General features: G+C 73.9%; 15 protein-coding genes and 1 pseudogene. 6 read left to right on the forward strand and 10 right to left on the reverse strand.

The window, feature by feature from the left end:
* Positions 1 to 129: 129 nt before the first annotated feature.
* From ABZ457_RS13100 to ABZ457_RS13115, 4 genes are all read right to left on the reverse strand, one after another.
* The gene (locus ABZ457_RS13100) at positions 130 to 696 is read right to left on the reverse strand and encodes a PadR family transcriptional regulator (protein ID WP_359157112.1); all 567 of its coding nucleotides are present in this window, start codon (positions 694 to 696) and stop codon (positions 130 to 132) included.
* A 157-nt stretch (positions 697 to 853) separates the two neighbouring features.
* The gene (locus ABZ457_RS13105; protein WP_359157114.1) at positions 854 to 1201 is read right to left on the reverse strand and encodes a hypothetical protein; all 348 of its coding nucleotides are present in this window, start codon (positions 1199 to 1201) and stop codon (positions 854 to 856) included.
* Complete coding sequence (locus ABZ457_RS13110) at positions 1198 to 1956, reverse strand: Asp23/Gls24 family envelope stress response protein (RefSeq protein WP_359157116.1); 759 nt, start codon at positions 1954 to 1956, stop codon at positions 1198 to 1200. The genes ABZ457_RS13105 and ABZ457_RS13110 overlap by 4 nt, the downstream gene beginning before the upstream one ends.
* Positions 1953 to 2516 carry a sigma-70 family RNA polymerase sigma factor gene (locus ABZ457_RS13115; protein ID WP_359157118.1) on the reverse strand — a complete coding sequence of 188 codons (564 nt, stop codon included), beginning with the start codon at positions 2514 to 2516 and terminating at the stop codon, positions 1953 to 1955. Before ABZ457_RS13115 ends, ABZ457_RS13110 begins: the two co-directional genes overlap by 4 nt.
* Positions 2517 to 2705: 189 nt before the next feature.
* Between ABZ457_RS13115 and ABZ457_RS13120 the strand changes: the two genes are divergently transcribed.
* The 5 genes from ABZ457_RS13120 to ABZ457_RS13140 all read left to right on the forward strand — a co-directional run bounded on the left by ABZ457_RS13120 (position 2706) and on the right by ABZ457_RS13140 (position 6252).
* The gene (locus ABZ457_RS13120) at positions 2706 to 3209 is read left to right on the forward strand and encodes an Asp23/Gls24 family envelope stress response protein (protein ID WP_359157120.1); all 504 of its coding nucleotides are present in this window, start codon (positions 2706 to 2708) and stop codon (positions 3207 to 3209) included.
* A gap of 98 nt (positions 3210 to 3307) precedes the next feature.
* Positions 3308 to 3496 carry a hypothetical protein gene (locus tag ABZ457_RS13125; RefSeq protein ID WP_359157169.1) on the forward strand — a complete coding sequence of 63 codons (189 nt, stop codon included), beginning with the start codon at positions 3308 to 3310 and terminating at the stop codon, positions 3494 to 3496.
* Entirely contained in the window at positions 3493 to 4632 is a 1140-nt protein-coding gene (locus ABZ457_RS13130; protein WP_359157122.1) for a DUF6286 domain-containing protein, read from the forward strand. Before ABZ457_RS13125 ends, ABZ457_RS13130 begins: the two co-directional genes overlap by 4 nt.
* Complete coding sequence (locus ABZ457_RS13135; protein WP_359157124.1) at positions 4629 to 5255, forward strand: hypothetical protein; 627 nt, start codon at positions 4629 to 4631, stop codon at positions 5253 to 5255. Before ABZ457_RS13130 ends, ABZ457_RS13135 begins: the two co-directional genes overlap by 4 nt.
* Positions 5256 to 5433: 178 nt before the next feature.
* Complete coding sequence (locus ABZ457_RS13140) at positions 5434 to 6252, forward strand: YihY/virulence factor BrkB family protein (protein WP_359157165.1); 819 nt, start codon at positions 5434 to 5436, stop codon at positions 6250 to 6252.
* A 217-nt stretch (positions 6253 to 6469) separates the two neighbouring features.
* Here the strand turns inward: ABZ457_RS13140 and katG are convergent, their stop codons facing one another.
* Positions 6470 to 8710: a catalase/peroxidase HPI gene (gene katG, locus ABZ457_RS13145; RefSeq protein WP_359157127.1), complete on the reverse strand. Its 2241-nt coding sequence runs from the start codon at positions 8708 to 8710 to the stop codon at positions 6470 to 6472.
* Positions 8711 to 9016: 306 nt separating this feature from the next.
* Here katG and ABZ457_RS13150 point away from each other — a divergent pair, with 306 nt between their 5' ends.
* Positions 9017 to 9433, forward strand: coding sequence for a transcriptional repressor (locus tag ABZ457_RS13150; protein WP_359157130.1), 417 nt, complete (start codon positions 9017 to 9019; stop codon positions 9431 to 9433).
* A 146-nt stretch (positions 9434 to 9579) separates the two neighbouring features.
* Here the strand turns inward: ABZ457_RS13150 and ABZ457_RS13155 are convergent, their stop codons facing one another.
* The 5 genes and pseudogenes from ABZ457_RS13155 to ABZ457_RS13175 form a co-directional block, all read right to left on the reverse strand.
* Positions 9580 to 9846: a DUF5133 domain-containing protein gene (locus ABZ457_RS13155; RefSeq protein WP_359157132.1), complete on the reverse strand. Its 267-nt coding sequence runs from the start codon at positions 9844 to 9846 to the stop codon at positions 9580 to 9582.
* A 167-nt stretch (positions 9847 to 10013) separates the two neighbouring features.
* Positions 10014 to 11105 carry an adenosine deaminase gene (locus ABZ457_RS13160; RefSeq protein ID WP_359157134.1) on the reverse strand — a complete coding sequence of 364 codons (1092 nt, stop codon included), beginning with the start codon at positions 11103 to 11105 and terminating at the stop codon, positions 10014 to 10016.
* Between the two features lie 161 nt (positions 11106 to 11266).
* The gene (locus ABZ457_RS13165; protein ID WP_359157136.1) at positions 11267 to 11401 is read right to left on the reverse strand and encodes a hypothetical protein; all 135 of its coding nucleotides are present in this window, start codon (positions 11399 to 11401) and stop codon (positions 11267 to 11269) included.
* Positions 11402 to 11524: 123 nt separating this feature from the next.
* Positions 11525 to 13292: pseudogene (locus ABZ457_RS13170) on the reverse strand (ATP-binding cassette domain-containing protein).
* 383 nt (positions 13293 to 13675) lie between these two features.
* Entirely contained in the window at positions 13676 to 14383 is a 708-nt protein-coding gene (locus tag ABZ457_RS13175) for an AAA family ATPase (RefSeq protein ID WP_359157138.1), read from the reverse strand.
* Positions 14384 to 14464 lie beyond the last annotated feature (81 nt).

Genomic DNA, 14464 nt, shown 5'->3' on the forward strand with positions numbered 1-14464 from the left:
CCTTCCGTGGATCGGGGCTGAGGGTCTGTGGTTCGAAGGTCTGTGGTTCTGACGGTCTGCGGAGAAAGCCGGGGTGCGCGGCGCGCGGGCGCGCCGGGTCGGGTCGGGACGGGCGGGGCGCGGCCGGGTTCAGGCGGGCGGGTCCGCCGCCGCGCCGAGGCGGTGCAGGGTGGCGAGGACGTCGTCGAGCCAGGCGATGGTCATGCGCTCGTACGCGATGCCGCCGCGCAGCACGACGTGCTGGAGCTCGCGCCCGGGATCCGGCGCGGGTGCGTCCGGGCCGGTGAAGTCCCGCTGCTCACCGGCGAGATAGTGCGCGAGGCGGTCACTGTGCACGTGGTGGTGGCGCTCCACCTCGCCGATGAGCGTGGCCGGGTCGTCGAAGGCCGCGCCACGGATCTTGACGGCGAGGTCGTGGCGCAGGCTCTCGGGCTCGATCGGCTCGTGCAGCCAGCGGGAGAGCGCCGCGCGGCCGGCTTCGGCCACGGAGTACTCCTTCTTGTCCGGCCGCCCCTGCTGCGGCACCTCGCGCAGATCGAGCAGGCCGTCGGCCTCCATGCGCTTGAGGACCCGGTAGATCTGCTGGTGCGTGGCGGTCCAGAAGTACCCGATGGACCGCTCGAAACGCCGGGCCAGCTCATAGCCGGAGCCGGGCCGCTCCAGCAGGGAGACGAGGATCGCGTGGTCGAGCGCCATGCGCACGATGCTCCTATGCAACGAGTTGCATAGGCAAGGCGGTGGCCCCGGGTGAGACACGGCTCACCCGGGGGCCGCCCCCGTCCCGGCCCGCGGTGCACGTCGCCGGTCGTCGTGGGCGGCCCGGGCGTCGCAGGCGGCGCGAGCCACTCGGTCCTCAGAGCAGGCCGGTCACGGTCACCACCACCCTCGGGGGCCCCGCTGCCGCAGGCAGCAGTGGCTTCAGCCGGTCGCGCACCGCCGCCCGGACCGCCCGCGCCACGTCCACCGTGCGGGCCTCCGCGCGCGCCACCACCCGGACCTCCACCCGCCAGGGACCGGAGCCGTCGCCACGCACCAGCCGCACCCCGGCCGTCGGGTCCGCCTCGCGCGACCGCGCCGACAGTGCGGACCTCAGCAGCCCCCCGAACCCGGGTCTCAGGAACGCCACCCCTGGAACGGACAGCGCCGCCTCCGCGGCCGCCGCCACAAGAGCCTCGTGCGCCGACGTGCCGTTGGCTGTCATGAGCGGCCCTCCTCATACGTGGCCCAACTGGGACCCGGGCCATCGAGGGGATCGCCCGGGCCATGGGCGGGGCGACCCGGGGCGTCGGTGAGATCGGTGATGCGCACGTCCACCTCGGGGGCCGTCAGACCCAGCCTCCGGTCCGCGGCCGCCAGGACCCGGGAGCGGACCTCTTCCGCGATCCCGGGCAGGACCGCGTGGGTCGGGGCATGGACATCGAGCCGGACCAGGACCCCGGGGCCGCCGCGCGCACCTTCCGGCACCAGCCGGCAGGATCCGGCACGCACCCCGGGCACCGTCTCGGCCGCCGCCCGCAGCACCCGGGCGGCGGCAGCCTCCACGACTGACAGCTCCTCGTCGGGTTCGCCGAGGGGGACGGGCCGGCCGGGGCGCAGCTCCAGGCGCACCACGTCCATGACCCGCTCGGTGAGCGAGGAGGCGTCGGCGTCGGGCACCGTCGCCGTCTCCTCGCGCAGCCGGCCTGCGGCGCTTTCCAGCCGGGTGAACTCTTCCGCCGCCGCGGTGCAGTGCGGGCAGGTGCTCCGGTGGGTGTCCGGATCCCGCTGCTCGACGGCGTACCAGACGTCCGCGAGCAGCCGCCCGCAGTCGAGCCGTGCCTCGTCCTCGTGCACGGGCGCCTCGCCCTCGTACACGGGCGCGCCCCGGTGCGTGTCGGGCGGGGAGGTGAGGTCGGGCGCGGCCCAGTGCATGTCCGGCGGGGACATGCGGTCGGGCGGATCGTTGCGAGAGCTCATCGCCAGTCCCCCAATGCAGCGGTCAGAGTGCGTCGTGCGCGGAACACCCGGGCGCGGACGGCGTCCTGGCCGATCCCCACCGCCTCCGCGATGAATTCATAGGAGCGGCCGTCGAGTTCCCGCAGCACCCAGCAGGCGCGCTGTTCGGCCGTGAGCGTGTCGAGGGCCTTCCGCATCTCACGCACGGCCTCCCGCCCCTCGGCGATCCGCGCGGGCGAGACCGCGTGCTCGGGGGCCACCGGCTCGCCCACTGCCTCCAGCGGTGCGGCGGGTCTGCGGGACCGCAGCACATTCAGACAGCGGTTGGTGACAATACGGTAGATCCACGTCCCGAAGGACGCCCGGCTCTGGAACTCCGGCAGTCGGCGCCAGGCGCCCACGAACGCCTCCTGCACCGCGTCCTCCGCCTCGCCCCGGTCTCCGAGCAGCCGGGTGGCCAGCCGGATCATCGGCGGTGCATGCCGGCGGACCAGCAATTCGAAAGCTTCCTCGTCTCCTTCGGCAGCCCGCACCGCGAGCAGTGCGTCGTCGGTGTCCGGCGGTGGCAGATCGGTTGGCACATCCGTGCGGGCGCCCGGCACTGGGCGACTCCTCTCCTGTGGTCACGATCGCTTGGACACCACCGGGTCGGGATCTGTGACGCGTGGAACCCCGCCGAAAGAAAATCCGTGCCGCCGCGTCACAAAGCCCCTCGGTCAGGGTCTGTCCCCGTACAGGCAGTCCACGCAGAAGAGAGAGGACCCATCCGGATGACCACCCAGACAGCCCCCGCCGCCAAGCACGTCAACGCCCCCCGGACCGAGCCCCGTCACCAGGCCACCACCGCCCTGAGCGGCGGCGCGCCGGGCGCCGACGAGCCGGCCGCCACCCGAGGCCGCACCTCCATCGCCGATGTCGTGGTTGTGAAGATCGCCGGTATGGCCGCCCGCGAGATCCCCGGCGTCCATGACATGGGCGGTGGCCTGTCCCGCACCCTCGGCGCCGTACGCGACCGTGTCCCCGGCGGTCGGCCCAACGTCGGACGCGGGGTGAAGGTTGAGGTCGGCGAACGCCAGACCGCGATCGACCTCGACCTCGTCGTGCAGTACGGCGTCCCGATCACCGATGTCGCCCGTGATGTCAGGGAGAACGTCATCGCCGCCGTGGAGCGCATCACCGGCCTGGAAGTCGTGGAGGTCAACGTCACCGTCAACGACGTACACCTGCCCGACGACGAGGACGACTCCGTTCCGGGCGACACCCGCGTCGAGTGACCGCCCCTCGCCCGGGGCGGGCGGGTCTGCCCGGGGCGCAGCGGGGAACGAGCGGTACGGAGCGCCGACCAGACGGCGCGGAAGGAGAAGCAGCCACGGTGAGCAATGCGACGACAGGGATGCTCGCGGGCATGGCGCTTGCGTTCGCGGGCTGGTTCGGAGGCTTCGGGGCGTTCCTGCTGGTCGCGGCCCTGGGCGCGGTGGGTTGGGCGGCCGGCCGGTGGGTCGACGGCGGTGGTCGCCTCGACGATCTGCGGGACGCGCTCGATCAGCGGGGACGCCGGTGACCGCCCCGGCCCCCGGCGGGCGGGGAGCCACCACGGTCGCGGGGCGCGCGGTGCGGCGGATCGCCTCGGCGGCGGCCGCGGAGGCGCTGCCCGGGCGGGCGGCGGCCGTGGGCACGGTGTCAGCGGCGGTCCGGGGCCGGGAAGCCGTAGTCTCCCTCGGCATCGCCCTGCCCGCGGGGGCGCCGGTGGCTCGCTCGGCACGGCTGCTGCGTGACCATGTGAGCGCGAGGACAGGGGAGTTGACCGGGCTCGATGTGTCGGTCGCCCGAGTCGGGATCAGTGCGCTGACGAGCCCTCCACCCGGCCGGGCCCACGATGGGACCGCCGCCGTCGCACCGGCAGATTGGGGTGCCCGGCCCACCCGGCGCGACCTCTCCCCGCGGCGGCTCCCAGCGACGCTGTCGGCGCTCCTCGCCGCCATGGTCTGCGCCGCAGGGGCCGTGTGGGCGGCCTCGCTCGCCGGGGTGCGGCCGGGCGAGTCGGCAGGGGGCTGGTACGCGTCAGCGGTGGACGCGGTGGACGTGCTGCCCGGCCACGGTCCTGGCGATCGGCTCCTCCCGGTGTTCGGCGGGGCGCTCGTCGTGCTCGGACTCGTCCTGCTGTGGGCGGCCGTCGCGCCCGGGCACAGGGGGAGGCTGTCCGCGCTCTCGCCCGCGCCGGGCTCGGTCGCGGTGAGCGTGGACCGGGCGGCGGTGGCGCGCCGCGTGGGTGACGTCGTCTCCGGCGTGCCGGGCGTGGACGGGGTGACCGTCCGCGTGCGTCGCCGCCGGGCGGCGGTCCGGGCCCGCCTCGCCTTCGGCGACCGCGACTCCGCGCGCCGCGCGGTCACGGACACCGCCGCGCAGGCACTCGCGGGCTCCGGTTTGGGGCGTGTCCCCCGGGTGCGCGTCACGGTGACGCCGGGCCCGGCGCGGTCGGCACCGGCCACGGAGGAGTCGGGCTCCGCGCCGGGCCCGGGGACGGCCGCACCCGCCGACGGCAGCCCGTCCGCCCCGGGACCGTCAACGGCACCTGACCCGTCGCCAGCTCCCGTCCCGGACCCGGCCTCCGACCTCTCACCAGCTCTCGTAGTTCCCGTCCTGGACCCGGACCTCTCACCGCCCCCCGACCCCCGGAGCAGCGGAGGCACCCCATGAATCAGTCCCGACTCCTGCTGAACCGTGGGGTCGTCGCCTGTGCCGGGGCGGTGCTGCTTCTCGCCGGGCTTCTGCTGCTGGGCACCGACGCCGGTGTTACGCCGCATCTGCCGTCCTGGTGGCCCGAGGCCGGCACCGCGGCCGAGGCTGCCGACCGCGCCCGGACGGCCGCAGCCCGAACCCCCTGGACCGGCGCCGCTCTCGGCGCGGCGGCCGTCATCTGTCTGCTCCTCGCCCTATGGACGGCCGATGTCTCCCTCCGTCCCTCCGGCCGACGCCTGCCGCTGCCCGTGCCCGGCGCGGTGCTGGACACGAGCGCCCTGGAGACCTCACTCTCCCGACGCGCGGTGGCGATCGACGGTGTCGCCCGCTGCCGTGCCCGGGTCCGCCGCCGGGCACGGCGGCGCCTCGACGTACGTCTGCGGATCGCTCTCGAACCCGGCACACCGCCGGGGGAGGTCGTCGCGCCGCTCGCCGCCCTCCTCACGGAGACGGACGCGTCCGTCGACCCGTATACGCTGCGCACACGCGTCCGCCTCGGTGCCCGGGCCTCCGGGGCCACCCGCGTCGGGCGTACCGGAGTTGCCCGTCCCCGAACCGCCGGAACCGCCGATGTCCGCTGAACCGCACGCCGCCGACGCCGCCGTCCGGCCCCCGCCCACCACCGGCACCGGCTCCGGTCTCGGCACCGAAGCCCCCGGCTCCCCAGGCACCGGCTCCCACGACGACGGCCGGTTCACCCGGGCCCGCCTGCGGCTGAGGGGCAGGGCATACCCGGCTCTGCGCCGCACCCCGGTGTCCATGTGGAACGACGACATCTCGGACTACGCGGCCGCCCTCACCTACTACGCCATCCTGGCCGTGCTGCCCGCCCTGGTGGTCACCGTCGTCGCCTTCGGCTTCTTCAGCCCCGGGACCGCCGAGGCGTTCATCAGCCACATCAGCACCTGGGCACCCGGCGCGGCGGGCGGGGAACTCCACGACGCCCTGGTCCGGATGGTCAGCGGTGACTCCGCGGCCTGGACGGTGATGATCGCGGGCGCCGCCAGCGCGGTGTGGTCCGCGTGCAGCTATCTGGCGGTCTTCCGGCGGGCGCTGCACCGGATGCACCGCACCCGGGACCGGCGCTCGCCCCTGCGGACCGCGCCGCGCATCGTGCTCACGGCGCTCGCGCTGCTCGGGCTGCTGGTGGTGAGCGCCCTGGTCCTGCTGGTCAGCGGCCCCATCGCGGAGGCCGCGGGCCGGATGCTGTCGCTGGACGCCACGGTGGCGGTCGCCTGGAGCGTGCTGCGCTGGCCCCTGCTCCTCTGCCTGGTGTCCGTGCTGGTGGTGATCGTCTTCCACACCGGGCCGCCGGCCGCCCGGCGCCGCCGGTACAGCCTGCCGGGGGGAGTCCTCGCCTCGGTCCTGTGGCTGGCGGTCTCCGCCGGGTTCGCTCTCTACACCACGGTCCTGTCCACCTACAGCAGGCTCTACGGGTCCCTCGCCGGGATCGTGGTCTTCCTGATCTGGCTGTGGCTGTCCAACCTCGCCCTGCTCGCCGGCGCCCAGTTCACCGCCGAACTCGCCCGGACCGCGAGAGCCCCGGAGCCCCGCCCCGCCACGGACCGTAGGGACTGACGGAATCCCCCGGCACCAGGACGCGGGCGGGCTCCCGCCGCAAGGGGGGCGAGCGACGGGAGCCCTGTACAAGCGCCTGCCCGGCCCGGGGCCGCCCACCCCCCTCGCGCCCGAGCCGCCCCGCCCCGTGAACGCCGGCGGCGCCCCCGGCCCGACCCGTGAAGGGCCGGCCGAAGGCGCCGCCGGACACTGCCGGACTCGTCAGAGCAGGTCCGCGTCAGACCAGGTCGAAGCGGTCCAGCTCCATGACCTTGCCCCACGCCGCCACGAAGTCGTGCACGAACTTCTTCTTGGCGTCGTCGCTCGCATACACCTCCGCGAGAGCCCGCAGCTCCGAGTTCGAGCCGAAGACCAGGTCGACCCGGGTGCCCGTCCAGGTCACCTCGCCAGTGGCCTCGTCGCGCGCCTCGAACAGGTTGGAGTCGCCCGCGACCGGCGCCCAGGTGGTCCCCAGGCCGAGCAGGTTCACGAAGAAGTCGTTGGTCAGCGTCCCCGGCTTCTTCGTCAGGACGCCCAGCGACGACTCCTGGAAGTTGGCGCCCAGCACCCGCAGACCGCCGACGAGGACCGTCAGCTCCGGGGCGCTCAGGGTGAGCAGGTTCGCCCGGTCGATCAGCAGGTACTCGGCCGGCAGCCGGCTGCCCTTGCCGAGATAGTTGCGGAACCCGTCGGCCGCCGGCTCCAGCGCGGCGAAGGACTCCACGTCCGTCTGCTCCTGCGAGGCGTCGACCCGGCCCGGCGTGAACGGGACCTCGACCTCGACCCCGCCGTCCTTGGCGGCCTGCTCCACGCCCGCCGCACCCGCGAGCACGATCAGGTCGGCCAGCGAGATCCGCTTGCCGCCGGTCTGTGCCGCGTTGAACCGCTCCTGGATGCCCTCCAGCGTCCGCAGCACGGTCGCGAGCCGGTCCGGCTCGTTGACCTCCCAACCGCTCTGCGGCTGCAGGCGGATACGGGCGCCGTTGGCGCCACCGCGCTTGTCGCTGCCCCGGAAGGAGGAGGCGGACGCCCACGCCGTGGACACCAGCTGGGCGACCGTCAGGTCCGAGGCGAGGACCTCGGCCTTCAGCGCCGCCGCGTCCGCCGCGTCGATCAGCTCGTGGCCGGCCTGGGGCAGCGGGTCCTGCCACAGCAGGGTCTCCTGCGGGACCTCCGGGCCGAGGTAGCGCACGACCGGGCCCATGTCGCGGTGGGTCAGCTTGAACCAGGCGCGGGCGAAGGCGTCCGCGAACTCGGCCGGGTTCTCGTGGAAGCGCCGCGAGATCTGCTCGTACGCCGGGTCGAAGCGCAGCGACAGGTCCGTGGTGAGCATGGTCGGGGCGTGCGTCTTCGACGGGTCGTGGGCGTCCGGGACGGTGCCCGCGCCCGCGCCGTCCTTCGGCCGCCACTGGTGGGCGCCGGCCGGGCTCTTGAACAGCTCCCACTCGTAGCCGAAGAGGATGTCGAAGAAGGTGTTGTCCCAGGCGGTCGGGGTGTTGGTCCAGATTCCCTCCAGACCGCTGGTGATGGTGTCGCCGCCCTTGCCGGTGCCGTGGCTGTTGCGCCAGCCGAAGCCCTGCTCCTCGATCGGGGCGGCCTCCGGGTCCGGGCCGACCGCGTCCGCCGGGCCCGCGCCGTGCGTCTTGCCGAAGGTGTGGCCGCCCGCGATCAGGGCCACCGTCTCCTCGTCGTTCATCGCCATCCGACGGAAGGTCTCCCGGATGTCGCGGGCCGCCGCGATCGGGTCCGGGTTGCCGTTGGGGCCCTCCGGGTTGACGTAGATGAGGCCCATCTGGACGGCGCCGAGCGGGTTCTCCAGCTCGCGGTCGCCGGTGTAGCGCTCGTCGCCGAGCCAGGTGGTCTCCGGGCCCCAGTACACGTCCTCCTCGGCCTCCCACACGTCCTCGCGGCCACCGGCGAAGCCGAAGGTCTCGAAGCCCATCGACTCCAGGGCCACATTGCCCGCGAGGATCATCAGGTCGGCCCAGGAGAGCGCCTGGCCGTACTTCTTCTTGACCGGCCACAGCAGACGGCGGGCCTTGTCCAGGTTGCCGTTGTCCGGCCAGCTGTTCAGCGGCGCGAAGCGCTGCTGGCCGGCCCCGGCGCCGCCGCGGCCGTCGCTGATGCGGTAGGTGCCCGCGCTGTGCCAGGCCATCCGGATGATGAACGGGCCGTAGTGGCCGAAGTCGGCCGGCCACCAGTCCTGCGAGGTGGTCAGCACCTCCGCGATGTCCCGCTTCACGGCCGGCAGGTCGAGGCCCCGGAACGCCTCGGCGTAGTCGAAGTCCTCGCCGAGCGGGTTCGCCACGGCGGGGTTCTTCGCGAGGATCTTCAGGTTCAGCCGATCCGACCACCACTGGCGGTTTCCGCCGCCCTGCGTCGGGTGCGGGGCACGCCCGTGGGCGACGGGGCAGCCGCCGGTCCCCTCCGTCTTCTCCGTCTTCGGGTCGGTGACGATTGCGTCGGGGTTCTCGGACATGGGGAATCCTTCCGGACTGGGCCGATGGTGGGCGCCCAGGTAGTGCGGACGGTGGAGCGGCCGAGACGGGCCGGCACCGGTCCCTCGACCGGAGAACGAATGCCCCGTCCCCGGTCGTGCCCGAGCGTCCCGACTTCCTTGGCGTGCTCCCTTGGCGGTCGCCGGAACCGATCCTACGATGGACAGAGTCCAGGTCAAGAAGCTCGCCGAATCCATATCCCCTCGGGATCCGTACGCCATCGTGATCCGGACAGATGCCCGGTGAACCCGCGGACCTCCCGCCGACCCCGAACAGGTGAATCCGATATGAGCGACCTGCTGCGACGACTGCGCGGGCGTGGCTGGCGTGTGACCTCCCAGCGGCGCGTCGTCGCGGAGGTCCTCGACGGCGACCATGTGCACCTGACGGCCGACGAGGTGCACGCCCGCGCCGCGGAGCGCCTGCCGGAGATCTCCCGGGCGACCGTCTACAACACCCTGGGCGAACTGGTCGCCCTGGGCGAGGTGGTGGAGGTCTCCACGGACGGCCGCGCCAAGCGCTACGACCCCAACGCCCATCGCCCGCACCAGCACCTGGTCTGCTCGGGCTGCGGCGCCATCCGCGATGTGCACCCGACCGGCGACCCGCTGGCCGACCTGCCGCCCGGGGAGCGCTTCGGGTTCGCGGTCTCCGGCGCGGAGGTGGTCTACCGGGGGCTCTGCCCGTCCTGCGCGACTGCCTGACGGACCTGACGGACCTGACGGGCATGACGGCGGGGCGGCTCCGCGGCCCGGACGCGCATGAGGCCCGGTGGCCGGAACGTCTTGTTCCGGCCACCGGGCCTCATGGGTGCGGCCGCCGACGGGTCCGGGGAGGCGGCGGCCGGGTCTCAGCCCGCCCGCTCCACCGCGGGCGCCGGCTCCACCGGGTCGTCCAGCAGCAGCGAGTCGTCCAGCGGGCGCGCCCCGGGCAGCTGGTAGCGGGCCGCGATCAGGGCCGCGTCCACGTCCCGGGTCCCGGTGGAGACGCAGAGCGTGTACGCCAGGTCCTCCATGCGGGTGCGCACCTCGGTGGTGCCCTCGGCTCCGTTCAGCACGCGCAGGGTCTCGTACTCGTCGAGGAGCTTGCGCAGGACGGCGGGGTGGGCGAGCAGCATGGCGACTGGTCCTTTCGTGGGCCTCGGTGACCGCCGTCTGCCCCGGACCGGGCCGCCCATCCTTCGCGGGTCGCGGAACGCAGCCGCCGCGCCCGGATTTTCGTTCCCCGGACGGCGACGGCGTGGACGGCCCGGACCGCGCGGCCCATTCGTCGCGGGCGCGGTGGTCAGACCAGGGCGGTGGCGGCCGCGTACCCCGGCAGGACCACCTCGTCGATCAGCGCGTTGCGCTCCTCGAACGGGATGAACGCGCTCTTCAGCGCGTCGACCGTCACATCCCGCAGGTCGTCGAGCCCCCAGCCGGCCTCCGTGACGAGGAGGGACATCTCGCGGGTCATCGTCGTCCCCGACACCAGCCGGTTGTCGGTGTTGACGGTGACGCGGAAGCCGAGGCGGCGCAGTTCGGTGATCGGGTGCTCGGCGATCGAGGTCGCCGCACCGGTCTGGAGGTTGGAGGTGGGGCACATCTCCAGCGTGATCCGGCGGTCGCGTATCCACGCGGCGAGCCGGCCGGGCCGCCCGCCGGTGATGTCGTCGGTGATCCGGACGCCGTGGCCGATGCGCTGGGCGCCGCACTCCTGGAGGGCCTGCTCGATGCTGGGGAGCCCGTGGGCCTCACCGGCGTGGATGGTGAACGGCACGTTCTGGGACCGCAGATGACGGAAGGCGTCGAGGTGGTCGGCGGGCGGGAAGCCGTCCTCGGCGCCCGCGATGTCGAAGCCGACGACGCCCGCGTCCCGGAACGCCACCGTGAGATCGGCGATCTCACGGGTGCGGTCGAACATGCGCATCCCGCACAGCAGGGTGCCGACCCGGACCGGGGTGCCGGCCGCCGCGGCCTTGGCCATGCCCACCGCCAGACCCTCCTGCACGGTCTCGACGACCTGGGGGAGGGTGAGGCCGCCGTTCACCATCAGCTCGGGCGCGTAGCGCACCTCGCCGTAGACGACGCCGTCCTCGGCCAGGTCGAGCACGTACTCCTCGGCGGTGCGCAGCAGCCCCTCGCGGTGCTGCATCACCGCGAGGGTGTGCTCGAAGGTGGCGATATAGCGCACCAGGTCGCCGGAGTTCGCGGCCTCCACGTACCAGTCGGCGAGCGCCTGCGGGTCGGTGGTGGGCAGGGTGTGGCCCACGGCGGCGGCGAGCTCGACCAGGGTCACGGGGCGCAGACCGCCGTCGAGGTGGTCGTGGAGGACGGCCTTGGGGAGCCGGCGGACGGTGTCGGCGCCGAGGGCGGGCGCGAGGGTGGTGGCGGTCATGGGGGGTGTCTTCCTCGGTGGTGCGGCGTACGGGGTACGGGTGTGCGGATGTACGGGGTGCGCGATGCGGTTCGGGGAAGGTTATACGTATCACTCGCGTGGCGACAACAAGCCCGCCGGCGGTACCGGGGCGGGGCGGTGCGGGCGTACGGAGCGCGCGGTCAGCGGGGCGCAAAGAGGAACAGCACGAGGAGGACCGCGACCAGCAGCGCCCACCCGAGCGCCCCGATCCGCCGGCGGTCCGGGTTGCGTCCCTGATGCCAGGGGCTGTCGTCCTGCGGCGCGTGGTCTCCCATGGGCGCCGAGCATACGGCGCGACCGGGCGCGGCCCCGGGGCACGACCCGGCGCCCGGGCCCGGGTGGTCCCGGCGGCGTCCCGCCACCTGAACCACCCGTCCCGCCGACCGTCGGCGGTTCCCTCAGCGCTCCTGCGACAGCCGCAGCAGGTCGGCTAAGGTCCCACCGGCGTCCACGAGGTCGTCGTAGGTGCCCTGTTCGGTGATCCGGCCGTGCTCCATCACCACGATGCGGTCGGCGATCCGGGTGTTCTCCAGCCGGTGCGTGACCACGACCGTGATCCGGTCCGCCGCGATCGCCTTGATCTCCTCGAACACGGCGTGCTCGCCCCGGGGGTCCATCTGCGAGGTGGGCTCGTCCAGGATCAGCAGCGGGGTGCGCCGGTACAGGGCGCGGCCGGACCAGGCGCTGCCACTGGCCGCCGGACAGCTCGGCCCCGCCCCACAGCTCCCGTGCCAGCAGGGTGTCGAGCCGCTGCGGGAGCTGTTCGACGGCCTCACGCATCCCGACCGCGTCGACCGCCTCCCACACCGGCCCGTCGTCGTACGTCCTCGGCTGGCCGAGGGTGATGTTCTCGCGTGCCCGCAGGGGCCAGCAGGCGAAGTTCTGCGGCACCAGGGAGGTCCGCCGCCACACGGCGTCCGGGTCGGCGTGGGCGAGGTCCGTCGCGTCCCACCGGACACTCCCCTCACCGGCGAGCAGGATGCCGGTGAGGAGCCGGGTCAGGGTGGACTTGCCCGAACCGTTCTCCCCGACCACGGCCAGGATCTCGCCCCGCCGCAGGGTCAGCGAGACGCCGTCGACGGCCGGCTCCGCCTTGCCCGGGTACCGGTACACGACGTCGTCGAGCCTGATCTCGTCCACCCGCTCGGGGATCGTCAGCGGGCCCCGGTCGGGGGCGCGCCGGGCGGCGAGTTCGAGGAAGGAGCGCATGTCGGCGAGGTAGAGCGAGGTGTGGAACAGCGCGGCGCCGTGCACGACGAACCGCGAGAGGGCGGCGAGCGTCGTCTGCACGGCGACCACGGCGGTGGCCGCGACCGGCAGCGCGATCCGTCCCGTCGCCGCCAGCCAGGCCAGGGCCGCCCAGGTCCCCAACAGGAATACGCCGCCGAGGGCACCGGTCGTCAGCGAGATGCGCAGGGTGCGGGGCGCCGCGTCCAGGACCCGCCGGTCGATGCGCTCGGACAGGCTGCGGTACCAGTGGGCGAGGTAGCCGGTCATGCCGTTGGCGCGCACCTCGTCGCCGTGCCGGGAGTACGTGGCCCACCAGCGCATCATCGAGCGCACGTTCCGGTCGCCGATGTTCAGGTAGTGGGTCTCGTAGTCGACGCGCGCCGAGAGCACGGCTCCGGCGCCGGCCGGGACGACGGCCAGCAGGAGCAGCGGCAGCATCAGCCCGTGCAGCGCCGTGATCACCCCGCACGCCGCGAGCATGCGTACCAGGGCGGCCGTGAACCGCTCCGCGTCCTGCACCATCGTCCGGGTCCGGGTGACGCCCACCTCCGCGGCCTCCTGCCGGTCGGCGAAGCCGTCCTCGCCGTACGCGGACGCCTCCACCCGGCACACGGCGGTGACGAGCGCGATGTCCGCCTCGGTGGTCAGCAGGGGCGTGATCCGGCCGTCCGCGTAGGCGGCCAGCGCGGTGCCGGTCCGGGCGGCGGCAGCGGCGATCGCCACCACGGCCAGGGCGGGCAGGGCTGCGTGCAGCCGTTCGGACACGGTGCCCGCACCCAGGAGTCGCGTCATGGCCCGCGCGGTGAAGGCGAGGACCCCGGCGGCCGCGGCGCCGGTGAGAACCTGGCAGAAGAGCAGCAGCAGGACGGCGCGCCGGTCGACGGACCAGGCCATGCGGGCGGTGTGGCCCAGCACGCCGGGAAGCCGTCGGCCCATGGCCCCGAAACCGGCTTCTGCCAGCGGGTTCTTGCCGTGCTCGCCCTGGAAGGCGATGGTCGCGGGGGATGGTGGGGGAGGGGTGTCGGTTCCGGTGGTGGGGGTGTCGGTCACGGTCACCTGCGTCGCTCCTCGGCTCGTTCACCGCACCCAGGGCCTGGGTGGCTCGGCGGTGCACGGCTCAACGAGACGACGAGCGAATCGAACGCGCTCGATTCCGGACGCGTTCGATCCCTTGTGCGGCAAGGCCCCGGCTCCCGGTCCCCGCGGCCGGGGCCGCCGGTGGAGCGACGGCGGTTGGCCGAAACGCCGGTGCCCGAAAGCGGGGTGACGGGTGTGACGCACGGGGTTCACGGCACCTCGCCGACGCCGCCGCCGGGTGGTCAGTCCAGGACGTGGCGCAGATACGCGTGCGGATCGGACAGATAGCGGCGCCAGTGGTCGACCAGTGCGAGGTCCTGCCAGGAGGCGCGGTGCACACCCGTGGCGTCGACTTCGAGGATGTCCGCGCCGGGGAGGGCCGTGAGCAGCGGGGAGTGCGTGGCGCACACGATCTGCGCGCCGTCGTCCGCCAGCCGCCGCAGATGTCCGAGGAGTTCCAGGCAGGATGTGAACGACAGGGCCGCCTCCGGCTCGTCCAGCACATAGAGCCCCCGGCGCAGGAACTTGTCCCGGAAGGCGCCGAGGAAGCCCTCGCCGTGGCTCACCGCGTGCGGGCGCAGGCCCTCGCGGTCGAGCGCGTCCACCGCCGTCTCGGCGCGCAGGAAGAATCCCGTCCGGCTGGACCAGTTCGTCAGCATGCGGCGGCCGCCGGGCGCGGCGTCGAACCGGATGTGCTCGCCCAGCACGGACTTCTCGCGGTGGCTGGCGTAACGCCACTCGTGGGAGCCGCCGTACGGGTCCAGGCCGAAGCCCTCGGCGAGCGCCTCCAGCAGGGTGGACTTGCCCGAGCCGTTCTCGCCGACGACGAAGGTCACCGGCGCGGTGAAGCGCAGCCCCCGCCCGGCCAGGCTGCGGACGCAGGCGAGGGACCAGGGCCACTCGTCCTCACGGCCGGCCGGCGGATGGGCGTACGCACGTTCGATGATCACCCGGTGAGTTTCGCACGGTCCGCGCACCCGGACCCGCACCCGTGCGTCGGCCCGGACGCTCGGGCGACGTGTGACGGCGGC

Source organism: Streptomyces sp. NPDC005805 (assembly GCF_040630445.1).
In the GTDB taxonomy this organism is placed as follows: domain Bacteria; phylum Actinomycetota; class Actinomycetes; order Streptomycetales; family Streptomycetaceae; genus Streptomyces.

Coding starts and splice junctions, on each gene's coding strand:
- ABZ457_RS13100 (WP_359157112.1), bottom strand. CDS start 696: ATGGCGCTCGACCACGCGATCCTCGTCTCCCTGCTGGAGCGGCCCGGC.
- ABZ457_RS13105 (WP_359157114.1), bottom strand. CDS start 1,201: ATGACAGCCAACGGCACGTCGGCGCACGAGGCTCTTGTGGCGGCGGCC.
- ABZ457_RS13110 (WP_359157116.1), bottom strand. CDS start 1,956: ATGAGCTCTCGCAACGATCCGCCCGACCGCATGTCCCCGCCGGACATG.
- ABZ457_RS13120 (WP_359157120.1), top strand. CDS start 2,706: ATGACCACCCAGACAGCCCCCGCCGCCAAGCACGTCAACGCCCCCCGG.
- ABZ457_RS13135 (WP_359157124.1), top strand. CDS start 4,629: ATGAATCAGTCCCGACTCCTGCTGAACCGTGGGGTCGTCGCCTGTGCC.
- ABZ457_RS13140 (WP_359157165.1), top strand. CDS start 5,434: ATGTGGAACGACGACATCTCGGACTACGCGGCCGCCCTCACCTACTAC.
- katG (WP_359157127.1), bottom strand. CDS start 8,710: ATGTCCGAGAACCCCGACGCAATCGTCACCGACCCGAAGACGGAGAAG.
- ABZ457_RS13150 (WP_359157130.1), top strand. CDS start 9,017: ATGAGCGACCTGCTGCGACGACTGCGCGGGCGTGGCTGGCGTGTGACC.
- ABZ457_RS13155 (WP_359157132.1), bottom strand. CDS start 9,846: ATGCTGCTCGCCCACCCCGCCGTCCTGCGCAAGCTCCTCGACGAGTAC.
- ABZ457_RS13160 (WP_359157134.1), bottom strand. CDS start 11,105: ATGACCGCCACCACCCTCGCGCCCGCCCTCGGCGCCGACACCGTCCGC.
- ABZ457_RS13165 (WP_359157136.1), bottom strand. CDS start 11,401: ATGGGAGACCACGCGCCGCAGGACGACAGCCCCTGGCATCAGGGACGC.